Raw genomic sequence first — 18,515 nt, forward strand, 5'->3', positions numbered from 1 at the left:
CAGGTGGATTATCAACGGTTGCCAGATTTAACGAACCTCAGTCACGCTATTCCGTCATCAAACGGTGTCAAAACATAAAAAATGGATCGAATCGCCGAAATAACGTCTCTGTGATTCGTTAGATCTTAGATCTGGGCTAATGGGAGCGCATAGCGTGTCTCAGGTTCATTAGTACAAAATAACGCTAACAAGGGATGTCCTCTGTCATATTCATGACTTATGGGATATCCCCTTTTTGCTATGCTCATGCAAAAGCTCTCTGGAATTGCCGGATAGTGGCAAACGTATGTTCCGAACCAAGTCAGATATGTTATACTGGGAATTAAAATCTTGTTCGTGATGGTTTGGAGGATTAAACATGTCCGTACGCTTTGTTATTGGCCGGGCAGGCAGCGGCAAGAGTGCGCTGATTACCCGGGAAATCACATCCCTGCTTCAAAAGGAACCACAAGGTAAACCACTGATTCTGCTAGTCCCGGAACAGAGTTCGTTTCGAACCGAACAGTCGCTGGTTTCTTCTGGTGCTATTAAAGGTACCATGCGTGCTGAAGTGCTTGGTTTTCGCCGATTGGCCTATCGGGTCATGCAGGAGGCAGGTGGTTCTGCCCGTATTCCCATTGGAGCTGAAGGCAAAAAAATGCTGCTCTACAAAGTGCTCCAGCGTCGTAAGGAAGAATTGAAGCTGTTTGGAGCATCGGGCAGTCAGCTGGGATTTATAGGAGATTTAAATGATTTATACAGTGAGTTTAAACGTTATGAACTTGACCCTACTTCACTGGAAGAAGGACTTTCCGCAATGAATACTTCCTCTTCTGCACCGATTCTGGGAGACAAGCTGCATGACTTGCTTCTTATATACCGTGACTATGAAAAGGAATTAACCGAACTATATATCGATGATGAAGACACGTTGACTGAACTGACAGAGCGATTGCCGGAGAGTAGGTTGCTGCAAGATGCAGAGATCTGGATCGATGGATTTCAGGGATTTACCCCGCAGGAAATGAGTGTCATTGGAAGACTGATGCTGCAAGCTTCTTCCGTTACAATTGCATTGACGTTGGATCGTGCATACGACCACGGCGCACTTCCAGGAGAATTGGAACTGTTCCATCCCACAGCAAGTGCATACGCACGTCTCAAAGGCATGGCCGAGGATCTGGGTGTCCTTAATGAGACAACGGTGCTTCAACCGGAAGTTTTGCCGAGATATGAGGGCAGTCCTGGACTGGCCCATTTGGAGGCTGGCTTTGATCGCAGAGTTCGCTGGAAGAGTGAGGGGCGTGATGCAGGTGTCCGACTTTACGCTGCTGAGAACCGCCGGGCTGAGATGGAAGGAGCACTTCGTGAGATGCGTCGTCTGGCGCAAGATGAAGGTGCGCGTTATCGAGATATGGCAGTGCTTGTTCGTCAGTTGGATACATATGCCGACATTGCTGAGCCCCTATTCAGGGACTATGGCGTGCCTGTCTTTCTGGATCGGAGAAGAAATGAACTACATCATCCATTATCGGAATTTATTCGTTCAGCACTCGATATCGTTCGCCGTCGCTGGCGTTATGAGGATGTATTTCGCTGTGTAAAAACGGATCTGCTGCTTCCACGAGACGGTTCCATCACGCGTGAAGATATGGACCAGCTTGAAAATTATATATTGGCTTGTGGAATTCACGGATACCGCTGGACAGATGGCAAGCCATGGAAGTATGTACCCAGCCTGTCTCTGGAAGACAACGACCAGGATGTCCGCAGCCGGGGCCGGGAGCAGATGCTGTCCTTAATGGAAAAATGCCGAACGGTGATTGTTGACCCGTTGGGTGCTTTTGAGAAACGAATAAGCAAGGCAAAGACAGCTAAAGACCAATGTGCGGCGCTATATAGACTACTGGAAGATGCCGAGATTCCTTGGAAGCTGGATCAGATGTCTGCAGAAGCCAAGGCCCAGGGTGATCCGGAGCGGTCGAGAGAGCATCGTCAAATGTGGGGTGCCGTCCTAGATCTATTAGATCAGATGGTTGATATGATGGGAGCCGAACGGTTGGATATCGATCTGTTTGCAGGGCTGATGGAGACCGGATTGACCGAACTGAAACTGGGACTCGTTCCTCCAGCGCTTGATCAGGTGTTGGTTGGATCGATGGATCGTACACGTCTTCAGGATATCAAGTACGTATTTATTCTGGGTGCAGTAGATGGTGAACTGCCTGCCGTGCCTCAGGATGATGGTGTATTAACCGAGCAGGAACGGCTGCTGTTAACGGAGAGAGGTTTGGGGCTTGGTCCCGGAGCAACAAGACAAATGCTGGACGAACGCTTTCTGATCTATTCAGCCCTGACCGCGGCGAGCAAGCAGTTATGGATGAGTCATCCCGTTGCAGATGATGAAGGGAAAACATTACTGCCCTCGGAAATTGTACGACATGTACGGAAAATGTTCGGTTTGCATGAGCAGCCATTGCTTGCCCAACCGCCGGTTACGGATGCTGAAGAGGTACACTGGTCTTATGTTAACCATCCTGGTCAGAGCCTCTCTTATCTCATTGGACAATTGCGAAGATGGCGCCGTGGAGAAGATATCCCTGAAATGTGGTGGGCGATCTATAACTGGCATGTCTCTCGGGAGACAAGCAGACCTCAGCTGGAGCAATTGCTTGGATCTGTTTTTTATCGCAATCGGGCGTTACCTCTGCGTACCGCTACGAGCCGTAGATTATATGGTACAGAGGTAAGGACGAGTGTCTCCCGAATGGAGCGGTTTGTGGCGTGTCCTTTCTCCCATTTTGCATCCCATGGGCTGCGGCTGAAAGAGCGCCAGCTGTACCGCTTGCAAGCTCCTGATATTGGACAATTGTTCCATGCTGCCTTGAGTCAGCTTGCCATACGTTTGCGTGAGCAGAATCGCAGTTGGGGCAGTCTGTCTCCGGATGAATGTCGGAAGGAAGCGGAGCACACCGTGGAGCAGATTGCACCACAGCTGCAGGGAGAGATTTTGCTTAGCACGAAACGATATGGTTACATCTTCCGGAAGCTGAAGGATATCGTTAGCCGGGCTTCGGTTATTCTGGGTGAACAGTCCAGACGGGGAAGCTTTGAACCGATTGGGCTGGAGCTTGATTTTGGACCAGGCAAACCGCTGCCACCGCTTCGTTTTGAATTGGAAAATGGCTGTGTGATGGAGATTGTCGGGCGTATCGACCGCGTGGATGTGGCTGAAGGAGAGAACGGCTTACTGCTGCGGGTCATTGATTACAAATCGAGCCAGACCGATCTAAAACTGCATGAAGTGTATTATGGCCTGTCATTACAGATGCTCACGTATCTGGAGGTACTGCTCAGTGCTGCCGAGGAGTGGCTTGGAGAATCGGCGATGCCTGGAGGAACACTCTATTTCCATGTGCATAACCCGTTGCTTCAATCCGCGAATGGCATGACTTCTGAGCAGGCAGGTCAAGAACTGCTGAAACGGTTCAAAATGAAAGGCTTGCTGCTTGCGGACCGGGATGCGATCGCTCAAATGGACAATACCCTTGACAAAGGTTACTCAGCCATTATTCCGGTTGCGCTTAAGGCAGATGGCAGCTTTTATAGCAGTGCCGCTGTAGCTACCCCAGAGCAATGGGATACCTTGCTGGCTTCAGTTCGCAGCAATATACGTGAGATTGGCACACGGATTACCGATGGGGATGTGGCGATTGAACCTTACCGTATCCAGCAGGAGGTTGCATGCACCTTCTGTCCGTACAAGCCAGTCTGTCAATTTGATGAAAACATCGAAGGCAATGAATATAATCTGTTATCCAAACCGGGCAAACAGCAAATCTGGGACATGCTGTCTCATGACAAAGGAGGGGAAACATCATGACGAATATGCCAAAACCGGAGGGAAGCTTCTGGAGTGATGACCAATGGAGTGCCATCTCACAGAGTGGGGAAGACATCCTGGTTGCTGCTGCAGCGGGTTCCGGGAAGACAGCCGTATTGGTTGAACGAATTATTCGTAAGATTGCAGACCCTTCCCGCGGATTCAGCGTAGATCGTTTGCTGGTTGCGACATTTACGAAAGCTGCTGCGGCCGAGATGAAGCAGCGGATACGGGAAGCGCTGGAACGTGCACTTGAAGAGCAGCCTGCCGAAGAACATTTGCGCAAACAACTTTCACTACTTGGGCGGGCATCCATTACGACTCTGCATTCATTCTGTATGGAGGTCATTCGTCGTTATTATCAGCAAATTCCGCTAAACCCGGCTTTCCGGATTCTGAATGAAAATGAAGCCGAGATTATGCGGCAGGAATTGTTGGAGCAGTTGTTTGAAGAAAAGTATGGGGAAGAAGACGAAGGCAGTACATTCCGCGAATTGGTGGATTGGTTCAGTGGGGAACGAAACGATGATGCCATGCATCGACTTGTGCAGCGTTTGTATGATTTCTCACGCAGTCATTCCTGGCCGGATCATTGGCTTGCGGAGATGGCCTCTGCTTTTCAGGTGGAAAGTGTCGAGGCACTTGGGCATTCTGCATGGGTTCAGAGTATTTTGCGTGATGCTGCTCTTGCCCTGAGTGGTGCTGCTGGTCTGCTGCGTCAAGGGATCAGCATATCGATGCAGCCGGAAGGTCCGAAACCTTATGCAGATACATTAAAAGAAGATTTGGCAATGGTCGAAGAGCTTCTGTCAGCTGTTGAGGTCATGCCGTGGGAGAGATTGCCTGAAGTGTTTCAGCCAGCAGCTTTTGGCAAGCTGAAGCCTTGCAAAAAGGACCAGACAGACCCGGGGTTACAAGAACAGGTCAAGGAACTGCGTGAGGCTGCGAAAAAAGCCGTTACCGATTTGAAAGGCTCGTTGTTTGGAAGAAGTGCGTTTTCTTTCTGGCAGGAGCTGGAGCAGGCGGCACCACTAATGCAGGAACTGTCCAAGCTGGTCAGTGCATTTGGAGAGCGATATCGACAGGCCAAGCAGGAACGCGGTCAGGTCGATTTCAGTGACCTGGAGCATTACTGTCTTCATATTTTGCGTCATGAGGATTCAACCCCCGAGCTGTCCATGCCTTCGGATGCAGCAATGGAATATCGGGCACGTTTCGATGAAGTGCTGCTGGATGAATATCAGGATACCAATACAGTGCAGGAAGATATCGTCAGACTGATTTCCAGAGAAAATCCAGGAAACCGATTCATGGTCGGTGATGTGAAACAGAGTATTTACCGTTTTCGTCTGGCTGAACCCGGTCTGTTTCTGAACAAGTATCGTCAATACGCAGCGAATTCGGATATGGGAGTGGACGGAGAGAGAGATTCATTGCATGCAGGAAGACGTATTGATCTTGCACGTAACTTCCGCAGTCGTGCAGAAGTCGTCCATTCGGTCAATATGTTATTCAAGCAGCTCATGAATGAAGGGGTAGCCGAGATTGCCTATGATGAACGAGCGCAGCTCGCTTATGGAGCTACTTTCCCGGAAGAGACGCTTGGAGATGAGGCTTACACACCTGAACTCATGCTGATCGATCGTCAAGGCGGAGGACCTGATCTCACGGAAAGCACGGACGAGAATGGGGATGCGCTGCCTTCTGCTGAGTTGGAAAGTGCCGAGCTCGAAACCGCCCAGCTGGAGGCTCGGGCCATCGCTCGCCGTATTCGTGAAATGGTTGGAGATACGGATAAACCAGCCCTCAACGTTTACGATAAAGCCCTCAAATCCATGCGACCTGCGCGTTATGGAGACATTGTTATTTTGCTGCGTTCTGCCCTGATGTGGGCTCCACTCATGATTGAGGAATTCAGACAGCAGGGTATTCCTGCCGGAGGGGAGCAAAGCAAAGGGTATTTCCAGGCGACGGAAGTGGAAGTGATGTTGTCCTTGCTGCAGATTGTGGATAATCCAAGGCAGGATATCCCGCTTGCTTCCGTGCTTCGTTCGCCGATTGTCGGACTAGATGAAGAGGAACTGGCTCAGATTCGCCTTGGGGACAAGCGACAGTCTTTCTATGATGCTGTTGTTTCAGCTACAGGAGCATTCACTAGTTCGTTGAATGTTTTCGGGCAGCATGGTGAGAAAGTTTCAAATTCGAATTCATCTGCAATCCAGCTGCAATGGCCCGAAGTCTGGTCAGAAATGGAACAGGGGCAGCGGGAGTCGGCAGTATCCGCCGAGGCAGACGCTATCGAAGACATACATGAATCCTCTGTTCAGGCAGATACAGATGAGGTTCTGGATGCCGGTACAGATGCAAGTATGGGTGGACGTATAAGCGATGATGCAGATAAGGAAAACGGTACCAGCACAGAGCTGCAACAAAAGTTAATTCGCTTTATGCGTCAGTTGGAACAGTGGCGGCTTGAAGCGAGACAAGGCAGCCTGAGTGAACTCATTTGGCGTATGTATCGGGAAACGGGTTATCTGGACTGGGTTGGTGGCCTACCTGGAGGCATGCAGCGTCAAAGTAATTTGAAGGCTCTATATGATCGCGCGCGGCAATATGAGGAGGCAACGGCCAATCGTGGATTGTTCCGCTTCCTGACTTATGTGTCCAGACTACGTGAGAATGGGGGAGATCTCGGCACCGTAGCAGGTGGTTCTGGTGAGCAGGATAATGCGGTACGCATCATGACAATTCACCGAAGTAAGGGCTTGGAGTTCCCTATTGTTTTTGTCGGGGGCATATCCAAAATGTTCAATCAGCAGGATCTGAATTCGCCGTTTCTGATGCATAAGGAGCTGGGATTTGGCCCGAGGTTTGTAGATCGTGAGAAGCGGGTTGCCTATCCAACCTTGGCGAATCTGGCGATTCGTCGTCGTGCCCAGTTTGAGCTGCTTGCCGAAGAGATGCGGGTGCTCTATGTGGCCCTGACCCGTCCAAAGGAGAAAATGATTCTCGTTGGTACGGTGAAAGATGTTGTTAAAAAGGCAGTGGCTTGGTCTCAGATTAAGGACAGTCCGGAACGGGTATTGCCTGACTATCTTCTTGCAGCCGGACGTAGCTATCTGGACTGGATCGGTCCATCCTTGATGAGACATCCAGACGCAGCTTTGCTGCGTGCACTTGCGGGAGGCACTGATTCATATGCTGCCTGCCTTGTGGATGATGAATCACGTTGGGGCATTTCCGTCATTTCTGCTGATCAAGTATCCCGGGAAATAGTTGTGGATCAGACACTTGGTGAAGAAGACGGCATGACAGAAGTGCGGAAACATCGAATTGCTGCCCTAAAAGCAGTTCAGCCTGTGGAGCTGTTTCCTTCCTCAACTGAAGAAGAGATGATGGAGGACACACAAGATGCAGCTCCACGAGACATCAGTGAGGAAGATGTATCTACAATAGGTCAGCAAGAGGGTGTACAGCTGCTTCGTGAAGTGGATAAACGGCTTTCTTGGACGTATCCTCATCTAGCAGCAACGCAAGTAGCTGCCAGCACATCGGTTACCGAACTGAAGACATTGCTAGCCATGCAGAATCACCAGTCGTTACAGATGATGGAGAAAGTTGAAGAACAATCTGCGTCGTTCGTGGATTCTGAGGGGTATGAAGTGAAGGATGGAGGTTCGTCCTTTAAATTGCACCTGCGTCGTCCCAAATTCATGGAGGAGAAACAATTGACTGGAGCCGAACGAGGAACGGTGTATCATACGTTGATGCAGCATCTTCCTGTAGATGGTTCACCCGTTGATTCGCAAATCGTTGAGCAGACACTTTTGCGGTTAGTTGAGCTCCAGATTTTGCTCCCTCATCAGGCAGAGGTTATTGAGTCTGATCAACTGGCCGGATTTTTCAATACAGAGCCTGGGACAGAACTGTTGCGTGCGGAGTGGGTGAAACGGGAGATCCCGTTTATTTATGGACTCCCGGCACATCATTCTCCTGCGGAATGGCTCCATAATCTGTTACCAGATGCTGGCATGCAAACGTTGGAGGAAGACAGTAAGATGCAGGCATCACTTGAAAATGAGACCGTGCTGGTACAGGGGATTATTGACTGCCTGTATGAAGTGGATGGCGAGCTTGTTTTGCTCGATTACAAGACAGATCGGGTGTTGGAGCATCGGGGTGGACTGGACAAACTGACGGAAAACTATCGTTTCCAGCTGGAGCTGTATGCCCGGGCTATTGAGGATATTCTGGGTCGGAAGGTCGACCGGAAGTGGTTGTACTTTTTTGATGGCGGACATGCTGTGAAATTATAAAGTGAAATTTAAAACGGCGGGATGAATTTGTATCATCGGATTTTGCATGAGAGAGGGGTTGAACGGACGATGCGTATTTTGCACACAGGGGACTGGCATCTAGGGAAAACGCTGGAGGGACGGAGCCGGCTGCGAGAGCAGGAGGATTTTGTGGATGAGCTTGTCAGGCTCGCGGATGAGCAGCAGGCAGATGCCATATTGATGGCTGGAGACGTGTATGATTCTGTAAATCCGCCTGCATCGGCGGAACAGCTTTTTTATGAGGCTGCGGCGCGTCTGACGGAACAAGGGAGACCTCTTGTGGTGATTGCGGGAAACCATGATCAGCCGGAGCGAGTGGCTTCGGTGACCCCGCTTGTGAACAGACAGGGAATTACACTTGTAGGTATGCCTACTTCAGAAGCAGTTACGATCCATGCCAAGCGAACTGGAGAGACTGCGCAGATTGCTGCATTGCCATATCCCTCGGAAGCGCGACTGAACGAACTGCTGACAACGGATGGGGACGAGAATGTGCTTCGTCAGGCTTACAGTCGCCGGGTTGGCATGTTAATGCAGCGTCTGGCTGCTTCTTTTCGTCCGGATACGGTGAATTTGGCGATGAGTCATATTTATGTTCTGGGCGGAGTGGAGAGTGATTCGGAACGTCCCATTCAGGTAGGGGGGGCCTATACGGTCGACCCTTCTGCATTGTCAACAGGTGCGCAATATACAGCACTGGGGCATCTCCATCGTGCGCAGGCAGTAAAAGGTGACGGTGTGATACGGTATAGTGGCTCTCCACTGGCCTACAGTTTCTCCGAAGCGGGGCAGAGCAAGTCCGTCACCATGGTTGATCTGGCACCAGGGGGTGCCGCAAGCGTGGAAGAAGTGCTGTTGACCTCCGGACGTCCACTTGTGCGCTGGAAGGCGCGTGGCGGTCTGGCTGAAGTTTATCGATGGCTGGATGAAGGGCGTGATCCTCAGGCTTTTATTGATATGGAAGTATGGCTGGATGACGCCATGTCTCTGAAAGAAATCCAGCAGCTCCGTAAGTCGCATGACGGGATCATCCATATCCGTCCGGTGTATCCCGAGATGGCAGCCGCAGGGCTTTTGGAGCAACGGTCCGAGCTTCCGGTACATGAGCTTTTCCGCAAATTTTATCAGCGTCAGACAGGTGGGGCATTACCTGAAGACAGTCTGGTTCAACTGTTCCTGGAACTTGTCGATGAGGACGAGCCGGGTGTGCGTGAGGAGGTCGAGGGAAATTGAAGCCGATTTTATTGAAAGTTGCTGGCCTGCAAAGTTATCGGGAGGCTCAGGAGATTGATTTTACCGTATTGACGGAAACGGGACTGTTCGGCATTTTTGGTCCTACAGGCAGTGGGAAGTCTTCTTTGCTCGACGCGATTACGCTGGCGATGTACGGAAAAGTGGAACGTGCGGTTAATGGTACCCAGGGAATCATGAATCACGCTGAGGATTCGTTGTCCGTTGCTTTTACATTTGAACTTGTATCGGCAGAAGGCACAAGAAGATTTCGGGTGGAACGACGTTTCAAACGAAACAATGAGGTTTCGGTGAGCAACACCATCAGCAAATTCATTGAGACCGTCAACGGAGAGGAACAGGTGCTGGCTGATAAACTGGCAGACGTGAACCGATGCGTTGAAGATGTAATCGGATTGAAAATGGATGATTTTACGCGAGCCGTTGTGCTTCCACAAGGTAAATTCGCTGAGTTTCTATCGCTGAAAGGCAGTGAAAGACGCCAGATGCTTCAACGTTTATTCCATTTGGAGAAGTATGGAGATCAGCTTGCCATCAAGCTCAGCCGGCGGGTGAAGGATAATGATATGGTTCATCAGTCATTGGCGGCGGAGCAGCAGGGGCTTGGGAATGCGAGCAAAGAGACGTTGGCAGAAACGGAGCTTCTTCTTCAAGCTGCTGTGAAACAGTCTGAATTGTCACGCAAAACGCTTGATGAAGCGATGAAGGAAGCTGAAGAGCTTGGCAAAGTTCGTGAGTTAAGCCATGAACGTCAAGCTCGTATGGAGGAACACGAAAAGCTGAAAGCACGTTCACCACAGATCGAAGCTGGGGAACAACGGCTGAAACAGGCCGGGGCGGCAGATGCGATCCTCCCTTCATTGCAGACGATGCGTGATGCAGCAGCACAGCAGAAGTTGCGTGAGGATGCAGCCGGCATTGCTCACCAGCAAGCGGTGGAACATGAACGGCTGTCTGTACTGGAAGCCGAGAAGGCCGAAACGGCCCGTGTACAGATGGCTGAGGAAGAACCAAAGTTGCTGCTTCGATTGGAACAGCTGGAACAGGCCAAGGAGTTACAGCGGGAACGTGACGGGCTCCGTGAGGATCGTACACGTCTTAAGCAGCTTTTGGACAAAGGGCAGGCTGAGCAGAGTGTCATCGGACAACAGCTGGAGAAGGAGAAAGAACTACAGCAGCGTGGCCGCAAACGGCGGGAAGAATTACAGGAAAGCCTCAAGCCGAATGAAGTGAAGTCCGAAGAACGCAGACAGCTGCAGGCCGCACTGGAATTGAAGCATCGATTGGATACTGCGGCGGAGCAATTGCGCCAAAACAAGGCTGAGATGGAAGCTAATAAGCAGTCGGCTGAACAGGGGGCAGACAGGCTGAAGCTGGCTGCCCAGGAAGAGAGCCGTCTGAGTGAACAGCGTCAGCATCTGATCGGAAAGGCGGCAATGGGTCTGGAGGCCTTGCTTGCCTGTGAGCAGGACATTGGCCGCGAACAGAGCCTGCTGGCCAAGGCGGAGGAGCAGCTGCGCGGAACCATGCGTGAGCAGGAGCTGCATCGGCTCTCCTCCGCCTTGCGCGCCGAGCTGCGCGACGGCGAGCCATGCCCGGTGTGCGGCTCCGCACACCACCCGCTCCCGGCGGCGCCGCCGGGAGAAGGTCCGCCCGCAGGCGATGCGGACCTGGAACTGCTGCGCAGCCTGCATGCGGAGCTGCAGGAGCTGCAGGAGCTGCGCTTTGGGCTGCGCCAGCAGCTGCACGAACGTCGCAGCCTGCTGACGCAGCTTGGCGCTGCGGCCGGCGAAGCCCCGGCCGCAGCCGAGGCCGCGCCTGCGGCTGCGGAGCCGGAGCCCGCCGGTTCGCCCGTACACGGGCGCTCCCCGGCGGACTGGGCGGAGCGTGCCGCCGCGCTACGCGAAGCCGCGCGGGCGCTGGCCGCAGCCGCAGCGCCGCTGCAAGCGGAAGCCGCCGCGTTGCAGCAGGCGGCTTCAGGCGCGCAGCAGCGCCGCATGGAAGCGGCGGCTGCGCAGGAGGCCGGCCAAGCCGGACTCGCCCAGGCGGAGCGCCGGTTGGCCGAGAGCGAGGCCGCCGCAGCCGCATTGCACGGCCGCTGGGCCGCGGAATTGCCAGGCATCGCCCAAGAGCAGGCCATGGCCCTCCACCAGGCGATGCAGGAGCGCGACGCGCGCGCAGAAGACATCAAGGAACGGCTGAACAAAAGTGTGACGTTCCTTGAGGAAAAGGAACAGCTCGTACAGTCCCTCCAGCAGAAGCTGGTTGAGTTGGACAAACAGCTGATCCAGTGGCAAACGGAATGGCAAGGGAACAGCAAACAGCTCGCCGAGAAGGAAGAACGTTTGCGCCAATGGGTTGGCGAGCAGCGGGTCGAGGATTTGATTGCTGCGGCTCAGACTCGATTGGATGAGCTGCGGAAAATTGCTGCCGATTCAGCCCAGCGTTTCAAGGAAGCGGATGCGTTGAAACAGGAATCGGCCAAGAGGGATGTCATGGCTCATCAAGCAGCAGCCTCGGCAGCAGAGCATTTGCAGCAGGCACAGGAACGCTGGAAGCAATTGCTGGATCAATCGCCATTTGACTCCGAGAGTGCCGTTGTGGAAGCAGCCCTTCCTTCCCAGGAAGCAGAGCGGCTGGCGGCGGAAATTCAGCAGCATCGGGAGCGTGATCGTGAACTTGTTTCCCAATTGCGTGAGCTGGAACAAAAACTGGGCGGTGCTGTTGTATCCGAGGAACAATGGTTGGCATGCACTGAGCGACTGAAGCAGTCTCGTGCAGAGGATGAAGCGGCACTTAGAGCCAAGGCGCGTGCAGAACGGGATCTGGAAGATGTGCAGCAGCGACATGTTCGCTGGACGGAGTTGGAGAACAAACGGGTGGAAGTCAGCCGACAAGGTGAGATGCTTAGCAAACTGCAAGCAGCTTTCAGAGGTAATGCGTTTGTCGAGTATATTGCAGAAGAACAGCTGATGCAGGTCAGTCAGGCTGCTTCACAGCGTCTGCGCTTCCTGACCAAACAACGTTATTCACTTGAGGTGGATTCAGGCGGCGGCTTTGTCATCTGTGATGATGCAAACGGTGGAGTCAAACGTCCGGTGTCCACCTTGTCTGGTGGAGAGACGTTCCTGACCTCGTTGTCACTGGCCCTGGCTCTGTCTGCCCAGATTCAGCTGCGCGGCCAGTACCCGCTGCAATTTTTCTTCCTGGATGAAGGCTTTGGTACACTTGACCCTGAATTGCTGGATACCGTCATTACATCGTTAGAAAAACTGCATGATGACCGTCTTGCCGTCGGTATTATCAGCCACGTTCCGGAGCTGCGAGCACGCTTGCCACGCAAACTTGTAGTTATTCCAGCGGGCGAAGCCGGAGCTGGCTCTCGCGTAGTATTGGAAACATTATAGGAACTTGAACACAGAACACATACGATTGAATGACCCTCGGTTGGGATGCCCTCAGGAACCGGCCGTACAAGGTTGTTCCTGAGGGGGGATCTCTGATTGATTGAGTGTTGTTGGTTTGAATCTCATTATATATATTCGTTGTAACAGTTGAGTGAGATAGCTCACAGATACAGGTTCATCCTGTTGTTATACTACAGTTAAGCCGACAAACTTTATGTTAAGCACCCCGGCGGACGTCTGATCAGGAATAATCCTGGTTAGACGTCCGCGACAGCAGACTTCCGCATGGAAACTGCAACGGGGTGCTTCTTTTTTCTTTTTTAATAGGCACTTATGTTGGAACTCTTGTCATTCACAGTGTCATTTCGCCCAGATCTGAATACCATGAAAGGGTGATGAAGAGCAGAACAGATTCTGGAGGCGATTGATCGTGGAAAAGGTAGAAGCGAAGAAACTGTGTAAGGAACACATGCATCGCTATGTATGTATACAGATGCATGACGGTGCCCATTATGATGGCATCGTGGAAAATGTAGATGATGACATGATTTATTTGGCTGTTCCCGTGGGGCATGAAGCCATGGTTAATCATGCAAACGCAAACTGGGGACCGAATATGATGCCGGTTACTTATCCTGCTCATGCACGGGGATTCTTCCCGGGCTATGGTTACCCCTACCCCTACCCTTATTATGGTTATGGTCGCAGAAGGTTCAATAGGTTGGTACTGCCTCTGATTGGCCTCACTGCCTTAACATTATTACCTTATTATTAATAGAATTGTGTGATGGATTAATACGTGTGATGCGTATAATGACCTTTTTCATCTGTGGTGAACGCTCAGCAGTCCACTAAGATGTGAAAGGTTTTTTTGTTGAAAATTCCGATCTTAGTCACATAGCTGAACAGGTTAAATTGGACGTGAGTTTTCAGTTCCGGTATGATAGAAGGGTATACATAATTTTAAAATCGAAGGAGGGTATGAACAATGGATTGCTTATTTTGCAAAATTGTAGAGGGCAGCATTCCCTCCAATAAGGTACTGGAGAATGACCATGTCATCGTCTTTCATGACATCCATCCCGCTGCACCGACCCATGTACTCGTTATTCCCAAGAAACATATTGCTTCCATGAATGAAGTAACCGCGGAAGACTTGCCATTGATCGGTGAGATTCATTTGGCTGCGCAGGAAGCGGCCAAGCGTCTCGGTGTGGAAGAAACAGGTTACCGACTGATTAATAACTGCGGCAAGGATGGAGAACAGACCGTTCATCATCTGCACTATCATTTGCTTGGTGGGACCCGACTTGGGGTGTTGACAAGTTTGTCAGACTCTCACAAATAAACGATTAAAGTTACTCTAAATCAGGACTGATCCATTTATGCATAAAAGGCATGAATATGGAGCTGAAGTTCACATAAAATAAATGATCATTACGTTAAGGTTGACACCTTTATTACCTTTCGCCTATAATGAAAGGTGATGAACCGTGTTATTGCTCTTGGACGGTCTGGTCGGAGGGAGGGAAAACTGGTGTCTGAAACTAAAGTTCGCAAAAACGAGACTATTGATGCTGCACTTCGTCGTTTTAAACGCTCCATCGCTAAAGATGGCGTATTGGCTGAGGTGAAGAAACGTAAGCATTATGAGAAGCCAAGCGTAAAGCGCAAGAAAAAGTCCGAGGCTGCTCGTAAGAGAAAGTTTTAGGAGGATTTTAACTACATGAATCTTAGCGAACGATTGAACGAAGATATGAAGCAAGCGATGAAGAGTAAGGACAAGTTCAGACTCTCCAACATTCGGTTGATTCGTTCGACGATCAAGAATCTTGAAATAGATTTGAAAAGAGATTTGGATGACAACGAAGTGCTTGATATTCTGAGTCGTGAAATCAAACAGCGCAAAGATGCCCTCCAAGAATTTGACAAAGCGGGCCGTGAAGACCTCGCGGCAAATGCAAAAGCGGAAATTGAAGTACTCATCCAGTACCTTCCCGCACAACTTTCCGAAGAAGAAATTAAAGTTATTGTACAGCAGACCATCCAGGAAACCGGTGCTTCTTCGAAAGCCGAGATGGGGAAAGTTATGGCGGCCCTTATGCCGAAAGTTAAAGGCAAAGCGGACGGCAAACTGGTGAATCAAGCAGTTCAACAATTTCTGCAATAAAGCAAATCAATAAACACCTCCTGACTTGTCAGGGGGTGTTTTTTCCATTTTATATCACTGATACGGTACTCCGTTTCTACAGGAATTTGAAATGTGATCGGAAAGCGCTCATTTGTTCATGGAAATTCACAAATATTGCTTTTAAATGGATAATATATATGATTATGGATTTAAAATGTTGCAATTACTTCCGGTTTCAAATATAATTTTAAGATTTTGAAACGAAATGTTGCATTGTACGTAATAAATACCATAAGCTGGACAGTATAACATTAATGGAAAAGGGGGGACTATTTGTGAAGGGAAAGCGCCGGAAGAAGCTTACGGGGCCATTGATGCTCATGATGCTACTGACGCTGCTGCTTCCTGTCTGGATTGGATCACCGTCAGCGCATGCAGCTGAGAAAAGTGGCGCCGTATATATCATTCCGGTAGATAAACCAATCGAGCAGGGACTTGGCAAGTTTATGGAACGTGGGTTCAAGGAAGCAGAAGAGATGAATGCTGGCCTGATTGTTCTGGATATCAATACGCCGGGAGGGCGTGTCGACACGGCAGAAGAACTAGGTACTTTAATTAAGGAAAGCCCAATTGAAACCGTTGCATTTGTCCGTGGAGATGCTGCCTCGGCCGGAAGTTTTCTGGCTTTGAATGCAGATAAGATCGTAATGTCGCCAGGCAGCATGATTGGTGCGGCAGCGATGGTGGACAGCACGGGTAAACATGTCGATGATCCGAAGTTGGTTGCATTCTGGAAGAGCAAGATGCAGGGCGCGGCTGAGAAAAGTGGCCGTGACGGCAAAATTGCAGCCGGAATGACGGATGTTAACATGGTTGTGGAGATGCCTGAGATTAATAAAACCAAAGAAAAAGGTGAAATTATTGCTCTCTCGGCCGAAGAAGCGCTGAAAGTGGGTTATGCGGACCATATCAGCAACACGCCGGAAGAAGCCGCCGCCTGGCTTGGTTACAGTCAGGATGATGTGTTCACCGTTCAGAGAACAACCGCAGAGAACATATCCACATTTCTCACCAATCCTGTCGTCATGACGGTATTGCTATTCCTCGGAATAGCCGGTGTGATCATTGAGTTGATTGTACCTGGGTTCGGAGTGCCGGGTATTGTTGGTATCGTGTGCTTTGTGCTTTATTTCTCAGGCAATTACATTGCCGGTTTTGCCGGAGCAGAGACATGGGTATTATTCACTGTCGGACTCGTCATGATGATTCTGGAGATGTTTATCCCAAGCTTCGGTATTCTGGGTATTTTGGGATCGATTGCGCTTGTCGCTGGTGTCGTGCGAGCCGCCTATGATACAAGTGATGCATTTATATCGTTAGGTATTGCTTTTGGAGCCGCGCTGGTAGTCATTGCAATCGTTGTTATTCTGTTTAAGGATCGAGGCATATGGAATCGATTCATATTAAGTGACAGGCTGTCTGCTGATCAAGGATACTCTTCGGCGACAGAACGCAAAGAGTTGATCGGTCTGCAGGGTATCAGTTTGACTCCACTTCGTCCTTCGGGAACAGCGATATTTAACGGAGAACGCGTCGATGTGGTGTCGGATGGAGATTTCATTCCGATTGATACACCAATTATTGTGATCAAAGCGGAAGGTACCCGGATTGTGGTTCAACAAGCGTTACCGGTGTAGCCCGCTCTGTTGCCGGAGTTGATTAAAGCTTCGGCAATGTACATAACCATTCTACGGAGGCTGCTAGTGGAGTGGTGTGAATCAATGCACAGCAGCAAAGTTCCACACCGTCTTTATCATGTTTCTTACAAAAATCAAATTGCAAATGGAGGAATTTTGACTATGGAACCAACCTTGATTACGGTTTTGCTCATTGCGGTAGTTGCGATTATCGTATTGAGCGTATTCTTCAGCTTTTTCCCGGTGATGCTCTGGATCTCAGCCCTTGCATCGGGCGTACGCGTGGGGATTATCACGCTGGTAGCGATGAGACTAAGACGTGTAACGCCTAGCCGGATCGTAAATCCACTGATTAAAGCAACTAAAGCCGGACTTCAATTGACAATGAACCAACTGGAGAGTCACTTCCTGGCCGGTGGTAACGTAGACCGAGTTGTTAACGCCCTGATTGCTGCACAACGTGCGAACATTCCACTCGAATTTGAACGTGCAGCAGCGATCGACCTTGCAGGTCGTGACGTATTGCAAGCCGTACAGATGAGTGTAAACCCACGTGTTATTGAAACACCGATTGTTTCTGCGGTAGCCAAAGATGGTATCGAAGTTAAAGTAAGAGCACGGGTTACGGTTCGTGCCAATATTGACCGCCTCGTCGGTGGTGCGGGTGAAGAGACGATTATCGCCCGTGTCGGCGAAGGTATCGTAAGTACGAACGGTTCCTCGAATTCCCATAAAGACGTCCTGGAAAATCCGGATCTCATCTCCCGTACCGTATTGTCCAAAGGTCTGGATGCAGGTACCGCTTTTGAAATCCTGTCTATTGATATCGCGGACGTGGATGTAGGTAAAAACATTGGTGCCTTCCTGCAAACGGAGCAGGCAGAGGCTGACAAACGTATTGCACAGGCGAAAGCGGAAGAACGTCGTGCTATGGCCGTAGCTCAAGAGCAAGAGATGAAAGCGCGCGTAGTGGAAATGAGAGCGCGTGTGGTTGAGTCCGAATCTCAAGTACCTCTGGCAATGTCTGAAGCACTCCGCAGCGGTAAAATTGGTGTAATGGACTACATGAACCTGAAAAACATTGAAGCAGATACTCAAATGCGTAACACATTGGGAAAACCTGGTGAAGGTTCGAACTCCAACGATCAGGGTGATTCCAAAAACGGAAGATAGGCGGTGAGTGCATATGGGCCTATTTGAATGGATTTTTAACAATCTGTATATTGTAGCAGTCATCGCTTTTGCACTCTTTTCCTTCATTGGAAAAGCAGCCAAGTCGGCTGATCCGAATAAAAAGCGTCCAAGTAACGGGATGCCAACGTTTGGAGGGAGTGGTGATTCAGATCGGGATGATCGCTCGCGGGGGAATACTGCACCGCAGCAGTCATCGGCTCCTTCTGATCCCCGCTATGACGAGCAGTATGACGAACGGTACGATGAGCGGTATGAAGATGATCAGTATGAAGATGATCAGTATGATGATCGTTATGATCAAACCTATTCAGAGCCGGCGACGACATCTGCTCGTCCCGTTGATGACGATTTAGGAGGACGGAGTTCTTTGGGTGGAATGGCAAACTCGCTTGAAGAACAAATGAAAGTGATGGAGCAACGACAACGTGAAATTCGAGAGCGACTGGATCGTATTTCTACTGCAAATACACCGGTTGTGTCTGACTCGGGTTGGGATGAAGTTTCATCCAGTGAGTCTGGAACGTCCCAGCTTCGCCGGGAAGACATTCGTACTGGTGTGTTGTGGGCAGAAGTTCTCGGTTCTCCGCGCTCTAAACAACCCTTTGGGACACGAGGCAAACTATAACTTCATATGGT

Annotated in this window: 11 protein-coding genes; all 11 read left to right on the forward strand. The window is 50.4% G+C overall.

The annotated features are described in order from the left end of the window. Window positions 1-358: 358 nt before the first annotated feature. The 11 genes from addB (at window position 359) to HW560_RS14980 (ending at window position 18,504) form a co-directional block, all read left to right on the forward strand. Window positions 359-3,862, forward strand: coding sequence for a helicase-exonuclease AddAB subunit AddB (gene addB, locus HW560_RS14930; RefSeq protein ID WP_179263719.1), 3,504 nt, complete (start codon window positions 359-361; stop codon window positions 3,860-3,862). Continuing rightward, entirely contained in the window at window positions 3,859-8,178 is a 4,320-nt protein-coding gene (gene addA, locus HW560_RS14935) for a helicase-exonuclease AddAB subunit AddA (RefSeq protein ID WP_179263721.1), read from the forward strand. Before addB ends, addA begins: the two co-directional genes overlap by 4 nt. Before the next feature lie 69 nt (window positions 8,179-8,247). Then, window positions 8,248-9,432 (forward strand): exonuclease SbcCD subunit D, encoded by a 1,185-nt coding sequence (locus HW560_RS14940; protein WP_090901640.1) that lies wholly within the window; start codon window positions 8,248-8,250, stop codon window positions 9,430-9,432. Continuing rightward, the gene (locus tag HW560_RS14945) at window positions 9,429-12,857 is read left to right on the forward strand and encodes an AAA family ATPase (RefSeq protein ID WP_179263723.1); all 3,429 of its coding nucleotides are present in this window, start codon (window positions 9,429-9,431) and stop codon (window positions 12,855-12,857) included. The genes HW560_RS14940 and HW560_RS14945 overlap by 4 nt, the downstream gene beginning before the upstream one ends. Before the next feature lie 469 nt (window positions 12,858-13,326). After that, window positions 13,327-13,632, forward strand: a complete 306-nt coding sequence (locus tag HW560_RS14950) for a hypothetical protein (protein WP_257032016.1) — start codon at window positions 13,327-13,329, stop codon at window positions 13,630-13,632. Between the two features lie 213 nt (window positions 13,633-13,845). Further along, a complete protein-coding gene (locus HW560_RS14955) occupies window positions 13,846-14,205 on the forward strand; it encodes a histidine triad nucleotide-binding protein (RefSeq protein ID WP_090901630.1) in 360 nt (119 codons plus the stop codon). A 189-nt stretch (window positions 14,206-14,394) separates the two neighbouring features. Further along, window positions 14,395-14,568 carry a 30S ribosomal protein S21 gene (gene rpsU / locus HW560_RS14960; RefSeq protein ID WP_005547957.1) on the forward strand — a complete coding sequence of 58 codons (174 nt, stop codon included), beginning with the start codon at window positions 14,395-14,397 and terminating at the stop codon, window positions 14,566-14,568. A 15-nt stretch (window positions 14,569-14,583) separates the two neighbouring features. Further along, complete coding sequence (locus tag HW560_RS14965) at window positions 14,584-15,027, forward strand: GatB/YqeY domain-containing protein (RefSeq protein WP_062835503.1); 444 nt, start codon at window positions 14,584-14,586, stop codon at window positions 15,025-15,027. Window positions 15,028-15,362: 335 nt separating this feature from the next. Continuing rightward, on the forward strand, window positions 15,363-16,685 hold the full coding sequence (locus HW560_RS14970) for an NfeD family protein (protein ID WP_090902595.1): 1,323 nt from the start codon (window positions 15,363-15,365) through the stop codon (window positions 16,683-16,685). Window positions 16,686-16,847: 162 nt separating this feature from the next. Next, window positions 16,848-17,858 (forward strand): flotillin-like protein FloA, encoded by a 1,011-nt coding sequence (floA, locus tag HW560_RS14975; protein WP_076288088.1) that lies wholly within the window; start codon window positions 16,848-16,850, stop codon window positions 17,856-17,858. A gap of 13 nt (window positions 17,859-17,871) precedes the next feature. Beyond that, window positions 17,872-18,504: a hypothetical protein gene (locus tag HW560_RS14980; protein WP_179263725.1), complete on the forward strand. Its 633-nt coding sequence runs from the start codon at window positions 17,872-17,874 to the stop codon at window positions 18,502-18,504. The last annotated feature ends 11 nt before the right edge of the window (window positions 18,505-18,515 follow it).

This window comes from Paenibacillus sp. E222 (assembly GCF_013401555.1).
Classification (GTDB): domain Bacteria; phylum Bacillota; class Bacilli; order Paenibacillales; family Paenibacillaceae; genus Paenibacillus.